The 16,007-nt window shown below is 67.5% G+C and carries 18 protein-coding genes; 11 read left to right on the plus strand and 7 right to left on the minus strand.

Translation table 11 applies throughout. The features are described 5' to 3' along the window. The 6 genes from WAZ62_RS20030 to WAZ62_RS20055 form a co-directional block, all read right to left on the minus strand. Positions 1-1,103 (minus strand): AAA family ATPase (locus WAZ62_RS20030; RefSeq protein WP_422645305.1); only part of this gene is annotated, 1,103 nt, incomplete at its 3' end. A gap of 4 nt (positions 1,104-1,107) precedes the next feature. After that, positions 1,108-2,355 (minus strand): metallophosphoesterase family protein, encoded by a 1,248-nt coding sequence (locus tag WAZ62_RS20035; RefSeq protein WP_422645306.1) that lies wholly within the window; start codon positions 2,353-2,355, stop codon positions 1,108-1,110. A gap of 4 nt (positions 2,356-2,359) precedes the next feature. Next, the gene (locus tag WAZ62_RS20040) at positions 2,360-3,841 is read right to left on the minus strand and encodes a protein adenylyltransferase SelO (RefSeq protein WP_422645307.1); all 1,482 of its coding nucleotides are present in this window, start codon (positions 3,839-3,841) and stop codon (positions 2,360-2,362) included. Between the two features lie 73 nt (positions 3,842-3,914). Further along, entirely contained in the window at positions 3,915-5,837 is a 1,923-nt protein-coding gene (locus WAZ62_RS20045) for a pilus assembly protein TadG-related protein (RefSeq protein WP_422645308.1), read from the minus strand. Positions 5,838-5,977: 140 nt separating this feature from the next. Next, complete coding sequence (locus WAZ62_RS20050) at positions 5,978-6,388, minus strand: hypothetical protein (RefSeq protein WP_422645309.1); 411 nt, start codon at positions 6,386-6,388, stop codon at positions 5,978-5,980. 122 nt (positions 6,389-6,510) lie between these two features. Further along, entirely contained in the window at positions 6,511-7,698 is a 1,188-nt protein-coding gene (locus tag WAZ62_RS20055) for a glycosyltransferase family 4 protein (RefSeq protein ID WP_422645310.1), read from the minus strand. A gap of 133 nt (positions 7,699-7,831) precedes the next feature. On the opposite strand from WAZ62_RS20055, the gene WAZ62_RS20060 reads away from it, so the two are divergent. The 8 genes from WAZ62_RS20060 (at position 7,832) to WAZ62_RS20095 (ending at position 13,658) form a co-directional block, all read left to right on the plus strand. Continuing rightward, positions 7,832-8,470: an alpha/beta hydrolase gene (locus WAZ62_RS20060; protein WP_422645311.1), complete on the plus strand. Its 639-nt coding sequence runs from the start codon at positions 7,832-7,834 to the stop codon at positions 8,468-8,470. 48 nt (positions 8,471-8,518) lie between these two features. Then, positions 8,519-8,716, plus strand: coding sequence for a twin transmembrane helix small protein (locus WAZ62_RS20065; protein ID WP_422645312.1), 198 nt, complete (start codon positions 8,519-8,521; stop codon positions 8,714-8,716). After that, positions 8,716-9,276 carry a cob(I)yrinic acid a,c-diamide adenosyltransferase gene (locus WAZ62_RS20070; RefSeq protein WP_422645313.1) on the plus strand — a complete coding sequence of 187 codons (561 nt, stop codon included), beginning with the start codon at positions 8,716-8,718 and terminating at the stop codon, positions 9,274-9,276. The genes WAZ62_RS20065 and WAZ62_RS20070 overlap by 1 nt, the downstream gene beginning before the upstream one ends. A 259-nt stretch (positions 9,277-9,535) precedes the next feature. Then, a complete protein-coding gene (locus tag WAZ62_RS20075; protein WP_422645314.1) occupies positions 9,536-10,285 on the plus strand; it encodes an electron transfer flavoprotein subunit beta/FixA family protein in 750 nt (249 codons plus the stop codon). A 1-nt stretch (position 10,286) separates the two neighbouring features. Next, entirely contained in the window at positions 10,287-11,219 is a 933-nt protein-coding gene (locus WAZ62_RS20080) for an electron transfer flavoprotein subunit alpha/FixB family protein (protein WP_422645315.1), read from the plus strand. 54 nt (positions 11,220-11,273) lie between these two features. Next, complete coding sequence (locus tag WAZ62_RS20085; protein WP_422645316.1) at positions 11,274-12,149, plus strand: 3-hydroxybutyryl-CoA dehydrogenase; 876 nt, start codon at positions 11,274-11,276, stop codon at positions 12,147-12,149. A 41-nt stretch (positions 12,150-12,190) separates the two neighbouring features. After that, the gene (locus WAZ62_RS20090; RefSeq protein ID WP_422645317.1) at positions 12,191-12,838 is read left to right on the plus strand and encodes an adenosylcobinamide amidohydrolase; all 648 of its coding nucleotides are present in this window, start codon (positions 12,191-12,193) and stop codon (positions 12,836-12,838) included. Positions 12,839-12,875: 37 nt separating this feature from the next. Then, a complete protein-coding gene (locus WAZ62_RS20095) occupies positions 12,876-13,658 on the plus strand; it encodes an NYN domain-containing protein (RefSeq protein ID WP_422645318.1) in 783 nt (260 codons plus the stop codon). Here the strand turns inward: WAZ62_RS20095 and WAZ62_RS20100 are convergent. Beyond that, a complete protein-coding gene (locus WAZ62_RS20100) occupies positions 13,630-13,995 on the minus strand; it encodes a response regulator (protein WP_422645319.1) in 366 nt (121 codons plus the stop codon). The genes WAZ62_RS20095 and WAZ62_RS20100 overlap by 29 nt on opposite strands. Positions 13,996-14,176: 181 nt before the next feature. On the opposite strand from WAZ62_RS20100, the gene WAZ62_RS20105 reads away from it, so the two are divergent. The 3 genes from WAZ62_RS20105 to WAZ62_RS20115 all read left to right on the plus strand — a co-directional run. After that, positions 14,177-14,866 (plus strand): helix-turn-helix domain-containing protein, encoded by a 690-nt coding sequence (locus tag WAZ62_RS20105; RefSeq protein ID WP_422645320.1) that lies wholly within the window; start codon positions 14,177-14,179, stop codon positions 14,864-14,866. A 135-nt stretch (positions 14,867-15,001) separates the two neighbouring features. Then, entirely contained in the window at positions 15,002-15,706 is a 705-nt protein-coding gene (locus WAZ62_RS20110; RefSeq protein WP_422645321.1) for a peroxiredoxin, read from the plus strand. Beyond that, positions 15,706-16,007: ArsR/SmtB family transcription factor (locus WAZ62_RS20115; RefSeq protein ID WP_422645322.1), on the plus strand; the 302-nt coding region annotated here is incomplete at its 3' end. The genes WAZ62_RS20110 and WAZ62_RS20115, both read left to right, overlap by 1 nt.

Here is a 16,007-nt window from a genome sequence, read left to right on the forward strand (position 1 = left end):
GGCGACGGCAGGGCGGCACCGGGCGCAAGACCAAGGTCCCGTTCCAGCGCGGCGACGAGATCGGCCGAGGCCTGTTCGGCCGCGGCGACGCGCGGCAGGTCGCGGTGATCGCCGCCGACTTCGCCGAGGGTCCGGTGCATGTCGTCGATCGCCTCCGCCTCGGCGAGCAGGGCCTGATCCGGCCGCAGTTCGGTGGCCCTCGCCTGAAGCAGGGTCAGTTCCTCCTGCCGGGTCGCCAGCTGGGCTTCGGCGGCGGCGAGAGCATCGCCGGCCCTTTGCCAGTCCTTGTCGAGACCGGCGGGCAGGGCCGGATGATCGGCGACGGGGGCGAGGGCGGCGACGGCCAGGCGGTGCTGTTCCAGCCAGGGCCGGACCCGGCGGATGCGGTTCAGTTTCTCGACCTCGACGCGGACATGGCCCTGCGCTTCGCGGATTTCGGTCAGACGGGCGGCGGTGGCGGCCCGGTCGGCCTGCTGACGGCGCCAGTCCTCGGGCCGGACCAGATCATGCTTCAGGTCGGCGCTTGCCGTCTTCTGGTCCTCGAGGGCGAGATAGAAGGGCTTGGTGGCGGTCAGGCGGGCGGGGGCGATGTCGTCCCGCGCCTTCTCGAAGGCTTCGCGGATGCCGCGGATCTGCAGCGTGCCGCCGCCCGCGGCGAAAACCGCGTCATTGATCTCACCGCCGGTGGCGATCAGGGCTTCGCCGCCGACCCGGAGCAGATGGGTGTCGAGGGAAAACAGGCGCTGGAACAGGGCATCGTCCGCGCCGCCGGTCAGACGGGACAGCAGGGCTTCCGGCACATCCGCCCCGTCCGCGCCGATCAGCGTATGGCCCCGGCCCTTGCGCCGGCCGAGGCTGATGGCGGTGCCGTCCGCATCGACGACATCGGCGAGAAGGCGCATCCCCTTGTAACCGAAGCGGAAACTCATCGGGCTCTGGCCCGGAATGCCGAAGACGAAATCGCGCAGGGCCTGGCGCAGCACGGACTTGCCGGCGCCATTGGGCGCGATCACCAGATTGACCGTGCCGGGCCGCGTGTCGAAGGCAAGGTCGCGGGCTTCGAAGGGGCCGTAATTCTCGAGCCGGAGGCGGGCGATACGCATGGGGTCAGCCTTCCGCCAGGGCGGCCAGGACCATGGCCTGAAGCCGCGCCATCGTGGCCTCGTCCGGCCCGGTCGCCAGGATGTGCTCGGCGGGGATCTCGACGGCGCGCAGCCGCTCGCGCAGGCGCTCGGGATAATCGCCGAGAAGCCCGGGCGGTGGCGCGGCGGCGATCTCGGCGATGATGCGGGCAAGGCGGCCGGTTACATCGGGCCGTTCCGCCAGCAGGGCGGGATCGGCCGGGGGCCGGGTTTCGTTACGTAAGGATTCGAGCCAGACCCGCCCGGCGCCGTGGTGACGCCCTTCGGCGATCACCTGCTGGCGGAAATCCTCGGGCCGTGTCGTCAAATGGCCATGCGCGGCGGTGCGGCCGGTCAAGTGAAGGCGCAGCGCGACCGGACGGCCGTCGGCGGCGTCCAGTTCGGCCGCGATCGCCCGGCCGACGAGGGCCAGCGCCCCGTCGATGTCGGCGGCGGGCGACAGGTCGACCACGGGCCGCGCCCAGCGCAGCACGTCGAGCGCACGGTGTTCGACCGATTGAATCCGCCCGTCCTCGACCGTGACCAGGCTGGCACCCTTGGCGCCGGTCTCCTTGACATGGCGGCCCTGAAGATTGCCGGGAAAGACGATGTGGCAGGGCGCGGCCAGGACATGGGCGCGGGCATGAACATGGCCGAGCGCCCAATAGTCGTAACCTTGCGCGACCAGCGCGTCCGCCGTCGTCGGGGCGTAATCGTCATGGTCCCGGTTGCCGAGAGCGGTGTGCAGCAGGCCGATGTTCAGGTGACCGGGCAGCGGCGGCGGATAGGCGAGGGTCAGGTCCTCGGTTACGGCCCGGGTCGGGAAACTGCGGCCGTGCAGGGCGACGGCATGGTCGTCCAGGATGAAACTCTCGGGCTTCGCGGCGGAGAAAACCTTTGTGTTGTCCGGCAGGCGCAGGTGGCGGGTGATGATGCTGGCGGCATCGTGATTGCCGTAAAGCAGGAACAGCGGAATGCCGGCCCGGCCGAGGCGCGCCGCCTCCTCGACGAGGAAAAGCCCGGTGCGGTAATCCTGCCAGTCGCCGTCATAAAGATCGCCGGCGATGAGGACGAAGGCCGCCGTCTCGTCGATCGCGAGATCGATCAGGTTGCGGAAGGCCGCCCTTGTCGCCTGGCGGATCTGGCCGGCCGGGGCATCCGGGTCGGCTTCCAGCCCGCGCAGGGGGCTGTCCAGATGGATGTCGGCGGCATGGATGAAGCGAAAGCGGCTCAAGGTCTCAGGTCCCGCAGAAGGTCTGGCGGACTTCCTCGCCCGGGGGCGCGGGTTCGGCGAAGTCGGCGGCATCGGGCTGGTCGTCGAAAGGCCGGGCGAGGATGGCCATCAGGCGCTCGAAAGGGGTAAAATCGCCGCCGCGCTCCGCCGCCACGATGGCCTGTTCGACCCGGTGATTGCGCGGGATGAAGGCGGGATTGACGGCGCCCATCGCGGCGGCGACCTCGGCCGGCGTCCGTCCTTCGCGGTCGAGGCGGGCGTGCCAGCCTTCCGCCCAGGCGTCGAAGGCGGTGGGGTCGATGAAGAGATCGCGCGGGACATCTCCGCCGCCGAGCAGGCTGGCGAGGCGGCGGAAGGTCAATGTGTAATCGGCGCCATTCTGCTGCATCGCCGCCAGCAGCGCCTGAACGAGGGCGAGGTCGCCGTCCTCGGCCGTGGCGAGGCCCAGTTTCGCGCGCATCCCGCCCAGCCAGTGGTCGCGGAACCGGGCGCCGAAGTCCTGCACCACCCCGGTTGCGGCGGCGATCGCCTTGTCCGCGTCGTCGTCGATCAGGGGCAGCAGGGTCTCGGCGAAACGGGCGATGTTCCAGTTGGCGATGCCGCCCTGATTGCCGAAGGCATAGCGGCCCTGTTCGTCGATCGAACTGAAGACCGTGTTGACGTTGAAGGCTTCCATGAAGGCGCAGGGGCCGAAGTCGATGGTCTCGCCCGAGACGGTGACATTGTCGGTATTCATCACGCCGTGGATGAAGCCGACATGCATCCAGCGCGCCACGAGCGATGCCTGACGTTCCGCGACGGCGCCGAGAAGGGCGAGGGCGGGATTTTCCACATCGGCGAGATCCGGATAATGCCGCGCGATCACATGATCGACCAGCAGGCGCAGGGCCTCGAGATCGCCGCGCACGGCGAAATACTGGAAGGTGCCGACCCTGATGTGGGAGGCGGCGACGCGGGTCAGCACGGCGCCGGGCAGCATCCGGTCGCGCCGGACGAATTCGCCGGTGGTGACGGCGGCCAGCGCCCGCGTCGTCGGAATGCCGAGGGCGTGCATCGCTTCCGAGACGATGAATTCGCGAAGAACCGGGCCGAGCGCGGCCCTGCCGTCGCCGTTGCGCGAGAAGGGGGTGGGGCCGGAGCCCTTCAGCTGGATGTCGCGGCGACGCCCCTCGCGGTCGATCACCTCGCCGAGGAGGATGGCGCGGCCATCGCCAAGCTGGGGCACGAAATTGCCGAACTGGTGGCCGGCATAGGCCTGCGCCAGCGGCTCCGCCCCCTGGGGCACGCGGTTGCCGGCGAGAATGTCGGACGAGGCGGCGAGGGCGTCGGCGTCGAGGCCGAGTTCGATGGCGAGGGCATGATTGACCCGGATCAGGCCGGGGGTGGATACGGGCGTCGGGTCCAGCCTGGCATGGAACCGCTCCGGCAGCCGGGCATAGCTGTTGTCGAAGCGAAAGCCGGGGGCATTCTCGGCGGTATCGGTCATGGGTCTCGGCGCTCCGCTTCCGGGGGCACGATCATTGCCTCGCGGAAGCGGAAAAGCCAGACCCGCGGCAGGATCAGGGCGCGACCAGCCTGGGTGAGCCGCATTCGAGGTCGATCACGGCGACCTCCGCCGTGCCGACATTGATGCCGAGGACATCCAGCAGGAAATCGACGATCACGTCGAGAATGGGGCCCAGCACCATGCCGATCAGGACATCGCCGACGATGAAGGTGACGAGATCGACCAGGGGCTGCAACACATAGGTGCCGAGATAGCCGCCGAGCTGCAGGCCGAGGGCGTCGCGCAGGGATTTGCCCAGGGTCGTGATGATCTTGTTGGTGCCGATGGTGACGCCGCTGGGGAAGGCGGCGCTGTCCGGCTCGTGCCCCGGCTCGTCGAAGAGGGCGGCGATGTCGGCGAAGGCGGGCTGGTCGAGAGCGTCCGACGCCTTGACCGAAGGCCGCGCGGTCGGCCCGCCGACGGTCAGGTTCACGCCAAGGCCGACAGTGAGAATGTCGATCGGCGGATTGATCAGGCCCCAGAGATTGTAATAGAGGCCGAGCACGTTGAAGGTATCGGCATGGGCGGCGGCGCTGTTCGACAGGAAGGCGGCGCGGTCGATCTGGCCGACATGGGCCGAGACGAGGCCGGTATCGACATCCATCTCGACATAGCGATCCTCGCCGCGATCGGGCTCGCAGCCGAGTTTGGTGACGCGGGCCTGGGCCGGGGCGACATTGATACCGATCGACAGATTGTCGTTGGCATGGAGGCCATAGGTCGGCAGCAGGTCGACGTCGAGGCCGAGGACCTGCAGGATGTCGAGCAGGCCATTGACGACGGTGATGACGCCGGACAGCGGCCCTTTCCAGTCGACCCGCAGCAGGATGCGGATCTGCGACGTGCGCAGCAGGTTGTTGCCCGTCCTGATGTCGTCTTCGGTGATGACGCGGTAGCCGGTGGGCGGCTGCGCCGGCTCGACGATCGAGACATCGACCGAGGCGCCGAGGAAGGTGCTGAGGTTGACCGTCACCGCGTGCTGGCCGGTGGCGTTTTCCTGCGTCGAAGCCGCCAGGATCGAGGCGGTGATCAGGTCGAAGACATTGACGGGCACGGACAGGCCGGAAGCATTGTTGCCGAGGCCGACGCCGAGCAGGTCGCCCAGCTTCACGTTGACGTCGGACAGGACGAGCAGCGGCAGCTTGGAAATGCCGGGGAAGGCATCGCCGAGGCCGACCCCAAGGCGAACCGCCTTGGAATCGCCATTGGCGGCGTTCTTGGCGATGTCGGCGACGACGCCGAGCACGCCCAGCACGGACGCATCGGCATGCAGCAGCTCGTCGTAATTGCCGACCTCCGCGCCGACCCGGATCGCATATTCGTCGAGAAAGCCGAGCAACTCGACATTGGCGCCGACGAGGCCCTTGTAGTCGAGGACGGAGAGATTGACGTTGCCGCCGAGGAGGGCGCCGAGGATCAGATTGAGCAGGCCGTCGTTCAGATTGGCGAGGCCGCTCGCGATCTTCACCGTGGCATGGCGGCCGGTGGTCATCGCCGTCGAGCGCACGGTGACGTCGATCGGATCCGCGCCGACGATGCCGGCGAAGAAACGGGGCGAATCGTCGGTGGCTTCGAGCCGGATGGCGTTGACGCCGCTGTTGCCCGAGGCGATCGCGGAAAAGCGGCTGCCCAGCGGCCGCCCCCGGCTGTAGTCGCCAAAATCGTAGACATTGACGGCCTCGGCCGTGAAGCCATTGTCCTGAAGCGTCCTGTTGGCGGCGGCGATGGCGGCGGTGCGCTGGCCGGACGAGCCGTCCAGTTCGCGCGCGGCGGAAATGGCGGCCAGATCGAGGGCGGCCTGCAGGCGCTGTCGGGAATAATAGCCATAGCCGAGGTCGACGACCATGGCGACGATGGCGATCAGGACCGGCAGCGCCACCGCGAACAAGAGGGCGGCCGCGCCGCGTTCACGCCTGTTCCTGCCCTGAAACGCCATACTGAAACTCCTGCCGCGATCCCCGGACGAACCTAGGCCGCGGGTTCGCGGGGGATAATCCCGAAATGCAACCAAAACATCCCGATAAGGATGTTATTGCCCCCAAATTGACAATTTATCAATACGAAGCGCGTGTGTGGTCACTGGGCGCGATAGCGGATCGGAACCGGGGCGTTGCCGGTGACGCTCAAAGTGCAGGAGTCGGCATCGAAGCCGATCTGGCCGGTCACCGAAAAGGGGCGTCCATCGGGCTGGCCGCAGGCTTCGGTCAGGATCAGGTCCTTGTCCAGCCGCCAGCGGCAGCGGCCCTTGACCCCGCCGCCCAGTTTGGGGCCGGCGACGAAGGACAGCGTATCGCCGGTGAAATCGAGGAAAATCAGCTCTTTTTGCCGCTCCAGCGTGCCGCGGCTGGTCTCGGTCGCCGCCTTGGCGTCGACGAGGGCCTGGTAGGTGGCGTCAACGTCGATGATGTATCGGCCATGGGGGCCGGAAGACCCGGCGATGGCGGGGGTGGCGGCGATCAGGGCCGTGAGCAGCAGCGGAAGACGCATGGAATGCAACCTCGGTCAGGGCGGGCGCCGGGCGCCGGCCATGTGTCGAGGCATAATGGATCGGGTGGTGATATTCATCTGTTTCGGGTGTCATTAAACCCGAAATGGTGAATTCTCCGGAGTCAGCGTCCGGCCATCAGGCCGCGATAGACGTCGAGGGTCGAGGCGACCATGTGTTCCACGGTCCAGACCGCGGCGACATGTTCGCGGCCACGGGCGGCGATGGCCTGGCGCGTGTCGAGATCGAGGGCGAGGGCATCGCCGATCGCGGTCGCCAGGGCGGGAACATCGCCCGGCGGGACGAGAAGGGCGGTCTCCCCCGGCAACACGGTTTCACGGAAACCGCCGTGATCGGTCGCCACCACCGGCTTGCCCATGGCCTGGGCTTCCACCGGAATGCGGCCGAAGGCTTCCGGCTCCAGCGAGGGGGCGACGACGACGTCGGCCAGCATGTAGGCCGCCGCCATGTCGCGGCAATGGCCGACGATGCGCACCACGCCGCCAAGACCGAGGTGGCGGATCTTGTCCTCGAGTTCGGCGCGGTACTTGTTGCGGCCCTGATCGTCGCCGACGATGAAGCAGACGATATCCTGCCGGCCGAGGGCGGCCAGCGCCTCGACGAGGAAGCTCTGGCCCTTCCAGCGCGTCAGGCGGCCGGGCATCAGGACGACGGGCAGGCCGTCGGGCATCCGCCACGCCCTGGCGATGGCGATGACCCGTTCCTGGCTGACGCGGGTGGGGTCGAAGGTGTGGATGTCGATGCCGCGCGGAATGGTCACCAGCCGGCCACGGGCCTCGGGGTAACGCTCCAGCACATGGGCGGCGATGAAGTGGGAATTGGCGATCACCGCGTCGCCCGCCGCCATGATGCCGTTGTAATAGCGCTTGCCGGCGAAATTCTCGGTATAGGTCCCGGCATAGGTCGTGACGAAGGGCAGGCCCTCGGCCCGGGCGGCGGCGCGCGCGCTCCAGGCCGGGGCGCGGGAGCGGGCGTGCACGAGTTCGATCCCCTCGGCCCGGATCACCTCGCGCAGGCGGCGGACATTGCTCCTCATGCGGAACGGGTTCTTGGTCGCGAGGGGCAGAGTGATGTGGCGGGCGCCCGCCCGCTCGACGTCATGGACCAGCCGGCCGCCTTCCGAGGCGACGAAGGTTTCCACCCCGGCGGCGACGAGGCCAGCGGCGACATCGACCGCCGTTCGCTCCACCCCGCCCGCGGCGAGGGCGGGCAGCACCTGAAGCACGCGGGGCAACCGGCCCCGGGGCGCCGACGTGGCATCCGCCTCGATGCCGGTATATGTATCGCTCATGAAGACTGCCGATGCCCCTGCCGAATCCGCCATGCCCGACCGTCTGCCCCGAGGCGGCGGAAAGACGATCGCCTATCACACTAGCAAAGGGAAATCACCCGCCGTCCTGTTCCTCGGTGGCTTCAAATCCGACATGACCGGAACCAAGGCGACGGCGCTCGACCGCTTCTGCCGCGAAACCGGAAGGGCCTTCACCCGTTTCGACTACGGGGGCCATGGCGCCAGTTCGGGCCGCTTCGCCGATGGCACCATCGGCGGCTGGCTGGATGACGCGCTCGCCATCCTCGACCAGGTGGCGCGGGGGCCGGTCGTCCTCGTCGGCTCGTCCATGGGCGGCTGGATCGCCAGCCTCGTCGCCATCGCGCGGCCGGACCGGGTCGCCGGCCTCGTCACCCTGGCCGCCGCGCCCGATTTCACCCATCGCCTGATCGAGGGGCGGATGACCCCGGCCCAGCGCGAGGCGCTCGCCCGGGATGGTTTCATCGTCGATCCCTCCGATTACGACCCGGCCGGCTATGAAATCCGCAGGACCCTGCTGGACGAGGGGCGGAATCACCTGATTCTCGGCGGGCCTGTCCCCATCCGCTGTCCGGTGCGCATGATCCATGGCACCGAGGATACGGACGTGCCCTGGTCGCTGTCGGCGGAACTGCTGGCGCGGATCGAGAGCGCGGATGCCACCCTGACCCTGGTCAAGGGCGCCGATCACCGTCTGTCCGCGCCGGCCGACATCGCCCGGATGGAAGCGGCGGTCGCCGAACTCGCCCGTTAGGACGGCGGCGCTTTCCCTGAGGCCGGCGGCGCGTTATATCTGCCGATCATGTCCGGATTCCTCGCCTTCCTCGTGCCGCTTGTCATGGTCGTGCTCGTCGTGATTCTCGCCTTGGGAATCACCACGCTGCTGCGCGGCGGACCTGACCGGCGCTTTTCCAACAGGCTGATGCAGCTGCGCGTCGTCGTGCAGGGCGTCGCCCTCGTCCTTTTGCTGCTCACGCTCTATTTCGCCGGGAGGACCTGATGGTCAAGCTCGACAAAATCTACACGCGGGGCGGCGACAAGGGCCTGACTTCCCTCGTCGACGGCAGCCGGGTGGCGAAACACGCGAGCCGCGTCGCCGCTTACGGCGAGGTGGACGAGTTGAATGCGACGATCGGTCTCATCCGGCTCGAAACCGCCGGCCTCGCCGACGTCGATGCGATGCTGAGCCGGATCCAGAACGATCTGTTCGACCTCGGGGCGGACCTCGCGACGCCGGAGGGAATCGAGGGCGCGCTTCGCATCGTCGATGCCCAGGTGACGCGGCTGGAGACCGAGATCGACGCGATGAACGCCGATATCCCGCCGTTGCGCTCCTTCATCCTGCCGGGCGGCAGCCGGGCGGCGGCTTTCGCCCATCTGTCCCGCACCGTGGCCCGCCGGGCCGAGCGGGCGATCAGCGCCCTGGCCGGGGAAGAAGCGATCAACATGGCGGCGCTGCGCTATGTCAACCGCCTGTCAGATCATCTGTTCGTGCTCGCCCGCCATCTGAACGACAAGGGTGCGGCCGATGTTCTGTGGGTGCCCGGCGCCAATCGCTGAGAATTGCGGCAAGGTCCGTGGCCCACGCTTGCCAACGGCGGATTCCCTGCCACTATGCAGCCCTCGGAGGCCGAAGGGTCCCGTGATGCGCCAGTGAGGATCGCGGTTCGTTGACAGGACTGTCATCCCTTCATATGGTGCGCCGCAGTATGGGGGCCGCCCGGCCAGTTGCCGGCAGGTCGGCACCTGCTGCTTCCCCGGGACCGGGTGGTCCTGGTCATGAAGCTGTTTTTCGAGAACAGGGCGGAGCGAATTTCCCATGAAGGTCCTGGTACCCGTTAAGCGGGTGGTCGATTACAACGTGAAGATCCGTGTCAAGGCGGACAATTCCGGCGTCGACCTCGCCAACGTAAAAATGTCCATGAACCCCTTCGACGAGATCTCCGTCGAAGAGGCTATTCGCCTCAAGGAAGCCGGCAAGGCGACCGAGGTGATCGTGGTCTCGATCGGCCCCGCGCAGGCGGCCGAAACCATCCGCACGGCGCTGGCCATGGGTGCTGATCGCGGCATCCTGATCAAGACCGATGAGGACGTGCAGCCGCTGGCCGTGGCTAAGCTGCTGAAGGCCGTCGTCGCCGAAGAGGCGCCGGGTCTCGTCATCGTCGGCAAGCAGGCGATCGACGACGATTCGAACCAGACCGGCCAGATGCTGTCGGCGCTGCTCGGCTGGGGTCAGGCGACCTTCGCGTCCAAGATCGTGATCGGCGACGGCTCGGCCGACGTCACCCGCGAAGTGGACGGCGGTCTCGAGACCCTGACCCTGAAGCTGCCGGTGATCGTCACGTCGGACCTGCGTCTGAACGAGCCGCGCTATGCCTCGCTGCCCAACATCATGAAGGCGAAGAAGAAGCCGCTGGCCGAGAAGACCCCGGCCGACTACGGCGTCGACGTCGCCCCGCGCCTGAAGACCCTGAAGGTCGAAGAGCCGCCGAAGCGCACCGCCGGCATCAAGGTGCCCGACGTCGCGACCCTCGTCGCCAAGCTGAAGACCGAAGCGGGAGTGATCTGAGATGGCGATTCTCGTCCTTGCGGAAAATGACGCCGCTGGCCTGAAGCCGGCGACCCTGAATGCCGTGACCGCGACCAAGGCCATCGGCGGCGACGTCCATGTGCTGGTCGCCGGTGAAGGCGTTGCCGCCGCCGCCGCCGAAGCCGCCAAGATCGACGGCGTGGCCAAGGTGCTGACCGCCGACGACGCGGCCTATGCCCATCGTCTGGCCGAGCCGCTGGCCGCCCTCGTGGTCTCGCTGGCCGGCGCCTATGACTATATCGTCGCCCCCGCCACCACCTCGGGCAAGAACGTCACGCCGCGCATCGCCGCGCTGCTCGACGTCGCGCAGATCTCGGAAATCGTGAAGGTCGTCTCGGCCGATACGTTCGTCCGTCCGATCTATGCCGGCAACGCCCTGGCGACCGTGCAGTCGTCGGATGCGAAGAAGGTGATCACCGTCCGCACCACCGCCTTCCCGGCCGGTGGCACCAGCGGCTCGGCCCCGATCGAGGCGGTCGCCGCCGCCGGCAATCCGGGCCTGTCGAGCTTCGTCGGCGCCGAGCTGTCGAAGTCGGAGCGTCCCGAACTGACCGCGGCCCGCATCGTCGTTTCGGGCGGTCGTGGCATGCAGTCGGGTGACAATTTCCACCTGCTCGACAAGATCGCCGACAAGCTGGGAGCCGCCGTCGGTGCCTCGCGCGCCGCGGTCGATGCCGGCTTCGTGCCGAACGACTATCAGGTCGGCCAGACCGGCAAGATCGTCGCCCCCGAGCTTTACATCGCCGTCGGGATTTCGGGTGCCATCCAGCACCTCGCCGGCATGAAGGACTCGAAGGTGATCGTCGCCATCAACAAGGACGAAGAGGCGCCGATCTTCCAGGTTGCCGACTACGGCCTCGTCGCGGACCTGTTCAAGGCCCTGCCCGAGCTGGAAGCGGAACTGTCGAAGTAACGCGACTTATTTGTTAGGCTTATCGTAACGCGGACAGCAGACGGGGTAGATGGAATGGCGCTCAAGACGATCGGTGTCATCGGTGCCGGCCAGATGGGCAATGGCATCGCCCATGTCTGCGCCTTGTCCGGTTACGATGTGTTCCTGATGGATGTCAGCCTCGAGCGGGCCAAGGCCGCGCTCGAGGTCATCCAGGGCAACCTGGGTCGCCAGCTGGCCAAGGGGACCATCACGGAAGCTGCCCGCGATGTCGCCCTGAAGCGCATCATGCCGACCGACAGTCTCGACCAGCTCGGGGTTTCCGACCTCGTGATCGAGGCGGCTTCGGAAAACGAGGCGGTGAAGAAGCAGATCTTCACCAATCTCTGTCCCAAGCTGAAGGATTCGGCGCTGATCGCGAGCAACACCTCGTCGATCTCGATCACCCGCCTCGCGGCGATCACCGACCGGCCGGAACGCTTCATGGGCGTTCACTTCATGAACCCGGTGCCGGTCATGAAACTGGTCGAGCTGATCCGGGGCATCGCCACGGACGAGAGCACCTATCAGACCATCCGCGAATTCGCCGTGGCGATCGGCAAGACGCCGACCGCGGCCGAGGATTTCCCCGCCTTCATCGTCAACCGTATCCTGCTGCCGATGATCAACGAGGCGGTCTATACGCTCTACGAGGGCGTCGGTTCGGTCGACGCGATCGATACCGCCATGCGCCTCGGCGCCAACCATCCCATGGGTCCCCTGCAGCTGGCCGACTTCATCGGTCTCGACACCTGCCTCGCGATCATGCAGGTGCTGCACGAGGGTCTGGCCGATTCCAAATACCGGCCCTGTCCCCTGCTGGTGAAATATGTCGAGGCCGGCTGGCTCGGGCGCAAGTCCCGCCGCGGCTTCTACGACTACCGGGGCGAGCACCCGGTTCCGACCCGCTGATTTCGCTGCCCTTCCATATCGAGTGCCGCCAGCCCTGGCTGGTGGCCGATCTGGGCGGGCCTTGCCGAGTCTTGAGCTGGGCGCCGCACCGGCCCGGGTTTCAGGAGGCGCGGCGCGTGGTCTGGCGCGAAGTGCGGAATGCCGACCTCACCCCCGATGTCGATCCCCTGGCGTTGCTGCGGGACGGACTGGCGGCCCTTGGCGCGCTTGATGCCGTCGCCATGATGACCTCCCGCGATATTCGCCGCCATTTCACAGGCCATGCCGAGGTTGAGGGCGTCGCCGCCGCCTGCCTCGCGACGATCGGTCTCGGCAATGGCGAGCGGGTGGGGCGTCGGCGTCATGCGCGGCCGCCCGGATACGGCACGGTCAACATGCTGGTTCATGTCTCGCAAGGGCTCGACGATGCCGCCCTGCTGGAAGCCCAGTCGGTGGCGGCGCAGGCCCGCACCCTCGCGATCATCGAGGGCGATTACCGCCCGGATCCCGACCGGCCGCCGATCACCGGGACCGGAACCGACTGCATCGTCCTGACTTGCCCGGCGGCCGGGCTACGGGCAGCCTATGCCGGGCTGCACACGGCCATCGGCGAAGCGATTGGCGCGGCGGTGCTGGGCGCCATCCGTGCCGGGGTCGCCGACTGGCTGGCGGAACGGGCACTGGACAAATCGGGCGCCGCTGCCGTCTGATAGCGCCGCTGCCCCTCCGGCACCGGGAAGAATGACCATGACTCAGGAAGGCCGCTCGCCCCGGCTCGCCGTGCTGATCGACGCGGACAATGCCTCGCCCAAGATCGCGGACGGGCTGTTCGAGGAAATCGCCCGTATCGGCGAAGCCAGCGTCCGCCGCATCTATGGCGATTTCTCGGTCTCCCGCTCCAAGGGTTGGGCCGACATCCTGACCCGCCACGCCATCGTGCCGCAGCAGCAGTTCGCCTATACGACGGGCAAGAACGCCTCCGACATCACCCTGGTGATCGATGCCATGGACCTGCTGCACAGCGGCCGATTCGACGGTTTCTGCCTTGTCTCGTCCGACAGCGATTTCACCCGCCTCGCCTCGCGCATCCGCGAACAGGGCGTCGACGTCTTCGGCTTCGGCGAACAGAAGACGCCGGAAAGTTTCCGCCAGGCCTGCCGGCGCTTCATCTACACGGAAAATCTGCTCGGCGGGGCTGGTCCCGCCGAAGCCAAGGCGGCGCGCCCATCGAAGGCAGCCGAAGACCTGATCCGCAAGGCCCTGTCGCAGGAGGAAGGCGACGAGGGCTGGGCCACCCTGGGGGCGATCGGCAAGCAACTGGCCAATCTGGCGCCGGATTTCGATTCGCGGACCTATGGCTTCAAGAAATTGAGCGATCTCGTGCGCAGCATCGATGCGTTCGAGATCGGCCAGACCGAAGGCGGTCACCTTCAGGTCCGGGTCGCCCCGAAGGACGTTCCGACGGCCAAGCCGAAGGCTACCGGTCAGCGCCGCCGCAAGCCTAGATCAGCGACCGGATCTTCTGACTGAGGGCATCGGTCATCAGCGGTTTCTCGACGATGGCGGCGCCCATCAGGCGCGCGCGGCGGCGGCAGCGCGCATCGGGTTCGGTGGTGATCAGGATGGCGGGGGCGATGGCGCCGCGTCGGCGCAATTCCGCCAGAAGCTCAAGGCCGTCGATCGGGGCCAGCATGAAATCGATCACGAAGCAGCGGACCTGATCCAGTTCGCCGTCCGCCAGCACCGCCGCTTCCGACATGTAGGTGCGGGTGGCGTAGCCTTCGGTCTCAAGCGCGAAGGACAGGGCGTCAAGGAGGGCGGCATCATCCTCGATGACAACGATCCTGGGCCTTGCGTCATTGGGCATGGGGGTGCCCCGGCTTGTGAGAGCGGCGGTATCCATGGGGATATGACAACAGATCAGGCCAGACCTGCCATTGATCCAGAACAATGACGGGGCATACGTAGTTCCCCTTATGCGCCCGCCCGGAATGTCCCGCGGCCGCGCGGACAGGTAGCTTTTCCTCAACAGCCAAAGGGAATCGCCGATGTTCGCCACCAGCCAGATCCTTACCGCCCCGAACACCGTCCCGGCCGTCCTCGCGGTCTTTCCGCAGACCTCGGTCGTCACCGACGACGACCTGCCGCTCGACGGCGGCCAGCTGATGCATTTCACCAAGGGCGCCGAGATCTTCGGCCAGGGCGAGAAGGCGGATTGCCTCTACAAGGTGATCTCGGGCTGGGTCCGTACCTACCGCATCCTGCGCGATGGCCGCCGGCAGATCGAAGGCTTCCACCTCGCCGGTGAATATTTCGGCATGGAGGCGGGGGCCGCTCACCGCGCCTCGGCCGAAGCCCTCGGCGGCGCCACCATCCTCGTCGTTCGCCGCGCCCATCTGAACGAGGCGGCGGCCCGCCAGGGCGATGTCGCGACGACCCTGTTCCGCCTCGCCGTCCAGGGCCTGCAGCGCAGCCAGGAGCATGTCGCCATGCTCAGCCACAAGAGCGCCTGCGAACGGGTCGCCGGCTTCCTTCTCGACATGGTCGAGCGGGCGGACGCCGACCGGCGGCTGGACCTGCCCATGAGCCGGCAGGACATGGCCGACTACCTGAGCCTGACCATCGAGACCGTGTCGCGCACCCTGAGCCAGTTGCAGGCCGACGGCCTCATCTCCATCCCCCAATCCCGCACCATCGTCATCGAGGACCGCGAAGCCCTCGAGGACATGTGTGAGTAGGGCGGGACGACGGCGCCGCCATCCGCCCCTGCCCCCAAAGGGCGGCGCCGTCGGTTAATCACTTAACGAATATTGAAATTGAAGGGCCGGGGGGCCTATAACTCCGATATACCTCTTCCCGGAGTTCCGACCATCGTGACGGGTCAGCCCGAACCGCCCATTGCCCCGCAGGATATTTGCGATCGCTTGCCGCTGATCGGCGAACTGGCCCCGGATTTCCAGGCTCGTTCCACCAGGGGGCCGCTGACGCTGTCGGATTATCGCGGCCGCTGGCTGGTGCTGATGTCCCATCCCGCCGATTTCACCCCGGTCTGCACCTCGGAATTCGTCGCCCTCGCGAGGTCCGCCGAGCGTTTCAAGCGCCTTGGCTGCGAACTCGTCGCCCTTTCGGTCGACAGTCTGTTCGCCCATATCGCCTGGGTGCTGGCGATCGAGGAAAAATTCGGTGTAACCGTGGACTTTCCCATCGTCGAGGATGTCTCGCTGGTGATTTCCCGTGCCTTCGGCATGGTTCATCCCGGGGCGGCGACGACGGCGACGATCCGCGCCGTCTTCGTCATCGATCCGGCCGGGGTCGTCCAGGCGATCCAGTATTACCCGATGGCGGTTGGCCGTTCGGTCGATGAACTGCTGCGTCTCGTCGCCGCCCTGCAGGCGGCATCGGGCAGCGAATGTTCCGTGCCCGCCGACTGGCGCGAGGGTGATTCCGTGCTGGCGCCGCCGCCGGTCGGGCTTGACGAGGCACGGCTGCGCAAGGCCCAGCCCGACAGCCGCGACTGGTATTACGGCGCCGCCGTGGTGCCCGAGCCGGCGCCGCGCGGCCGCAAGGGGCGCGGGTGATGAGCGGCGGGCGCAAGGGCGATGAACTGCTGCCCATGGCCGACAGCGCGGCGGAGTTCCTGAAGGTTCTCGCCAACGCCAACCGGCTGATGATCGTCTGCCATCTGCTGGACGGCGAGGCCTCGGTCGGTGAACTGGAGACCCAGCTCGGCATTCGCCAGCCGACCCTGTCGCAACAGCTGGGCATCCTGCGCGAAGCCGGCATCGTCATCGGCCGGCGCGAGGCGAAATCGGTGATCTACCAGCTGTCGGACGAGCGGGCGCGGCCGCTGATCGCCGTGATGAACCAGCTGTTCTGCGG

This window comes from Zavarzinia sp., assembly GCF_049306435.1.
Lineage (GTDB): Bacteria > Pseudomonadota > Alphaproteobacteria > Zavarziniales > Zavarziniaceae > Zavarzinia.

Excerpts from the sequence above, each read along its gene's own strand:
- WAZ62_RS20040 (WP_422645307.1), bottom strand. The coding sequence starts at position 3,841 with ATGACCGATACCGCCGAGAATGCCCCCGGCTTTCGCTTCGACAACAGC.
- WAZ62_RS20045 (WP_422645308.1), bottom strand. The coding sequence starts at position 5,837 with ATGGCGTTTCAGGGCAGGAACAGGCGTGAACGCGGCGCGGCCGCCCTC.
- WAZ62_RS20050 (WP_422645309.1), bottom strand. The coding sequence starts at position 6,388 with ATGCGTCTTCCGCTGCTGCTCACGGCCCTGATCGCCGCCACCCCCGCC.
- WAZ62_RS20055 (WP_422645310.1), bottom strand. The coding sequence starts at position 7,698 with ATGAGCGATACATATACCGGCATCGAGGCGGATGCCACGTCGGCGCCC.
- WAZ62_RS20060 (WP_422645311.1), top strand. The coding sequence starts at position 7,832 with ATGACCGGAACCAAGGCGACGGCGCTCGACCGCTTCTGCCGCGAAACC.
- WAZ62_RS20065 (WP_422645312.1), top strand. The coding sequence starts at position 8,519 with ATGTCCGGATTCCTCGCCTTCCTCGTGCCGCTTGTCATGGTCGTGCTC.
- WAZ62_RS20070 (WP_422645313.1), top strand. The coding sequence starts at position 8,716 with ATGGTCAAGCTCGACAAAATCTACACGCGGGGCGGCGACAAGGGCCTG.
- WAZ62_RS20075 (WP_422645314.1), top strand. The coding sequence starts at position 9,536 with ATGAAGGTCCTGGTACCCGTTAAGCGGGTGGTCGATTACAACGTGAAG.
- WAZ62_RS20080 (WP_422645315.1), top strand. The coding sequence starts at position 10,287 with ATGGCGATTCTCGTCCTTGCGGAAAATGACGCCGCTGGCCTGAAGCCG.
- WAZ62_RS20085 (WP_422645316.1), top strand. The coding sequence starts at position 11,274 with ATGGCGCTCAAGACGATCGGTGTCATCGGTGCCGGCCAGATGGGCAAT.
- WAZ62_RS20095 (WP_422645318.1), top strand. The coding sequence starts at position 12,876 with ATGACTCAGGAAGGCCGCTCGCCCCGGCTCGCCGTGCTGATCGACGCG.
- WAZ62_RS20100 (WP_422645319.1), bottom strand. The coding sequence starts at position 13,995 with ATGCCCAATGACGCAAGGCCCAGGATCGTTGTCATCGAGGATGATGCC.
- WAZ62_RS20105 (WP_422645320.1), top strand. The coding sequence starts at position 14,177 with ATGTTCGCCACCAGCCAGATCCTTACCGCCCCGAACACCGTCCCGGCC.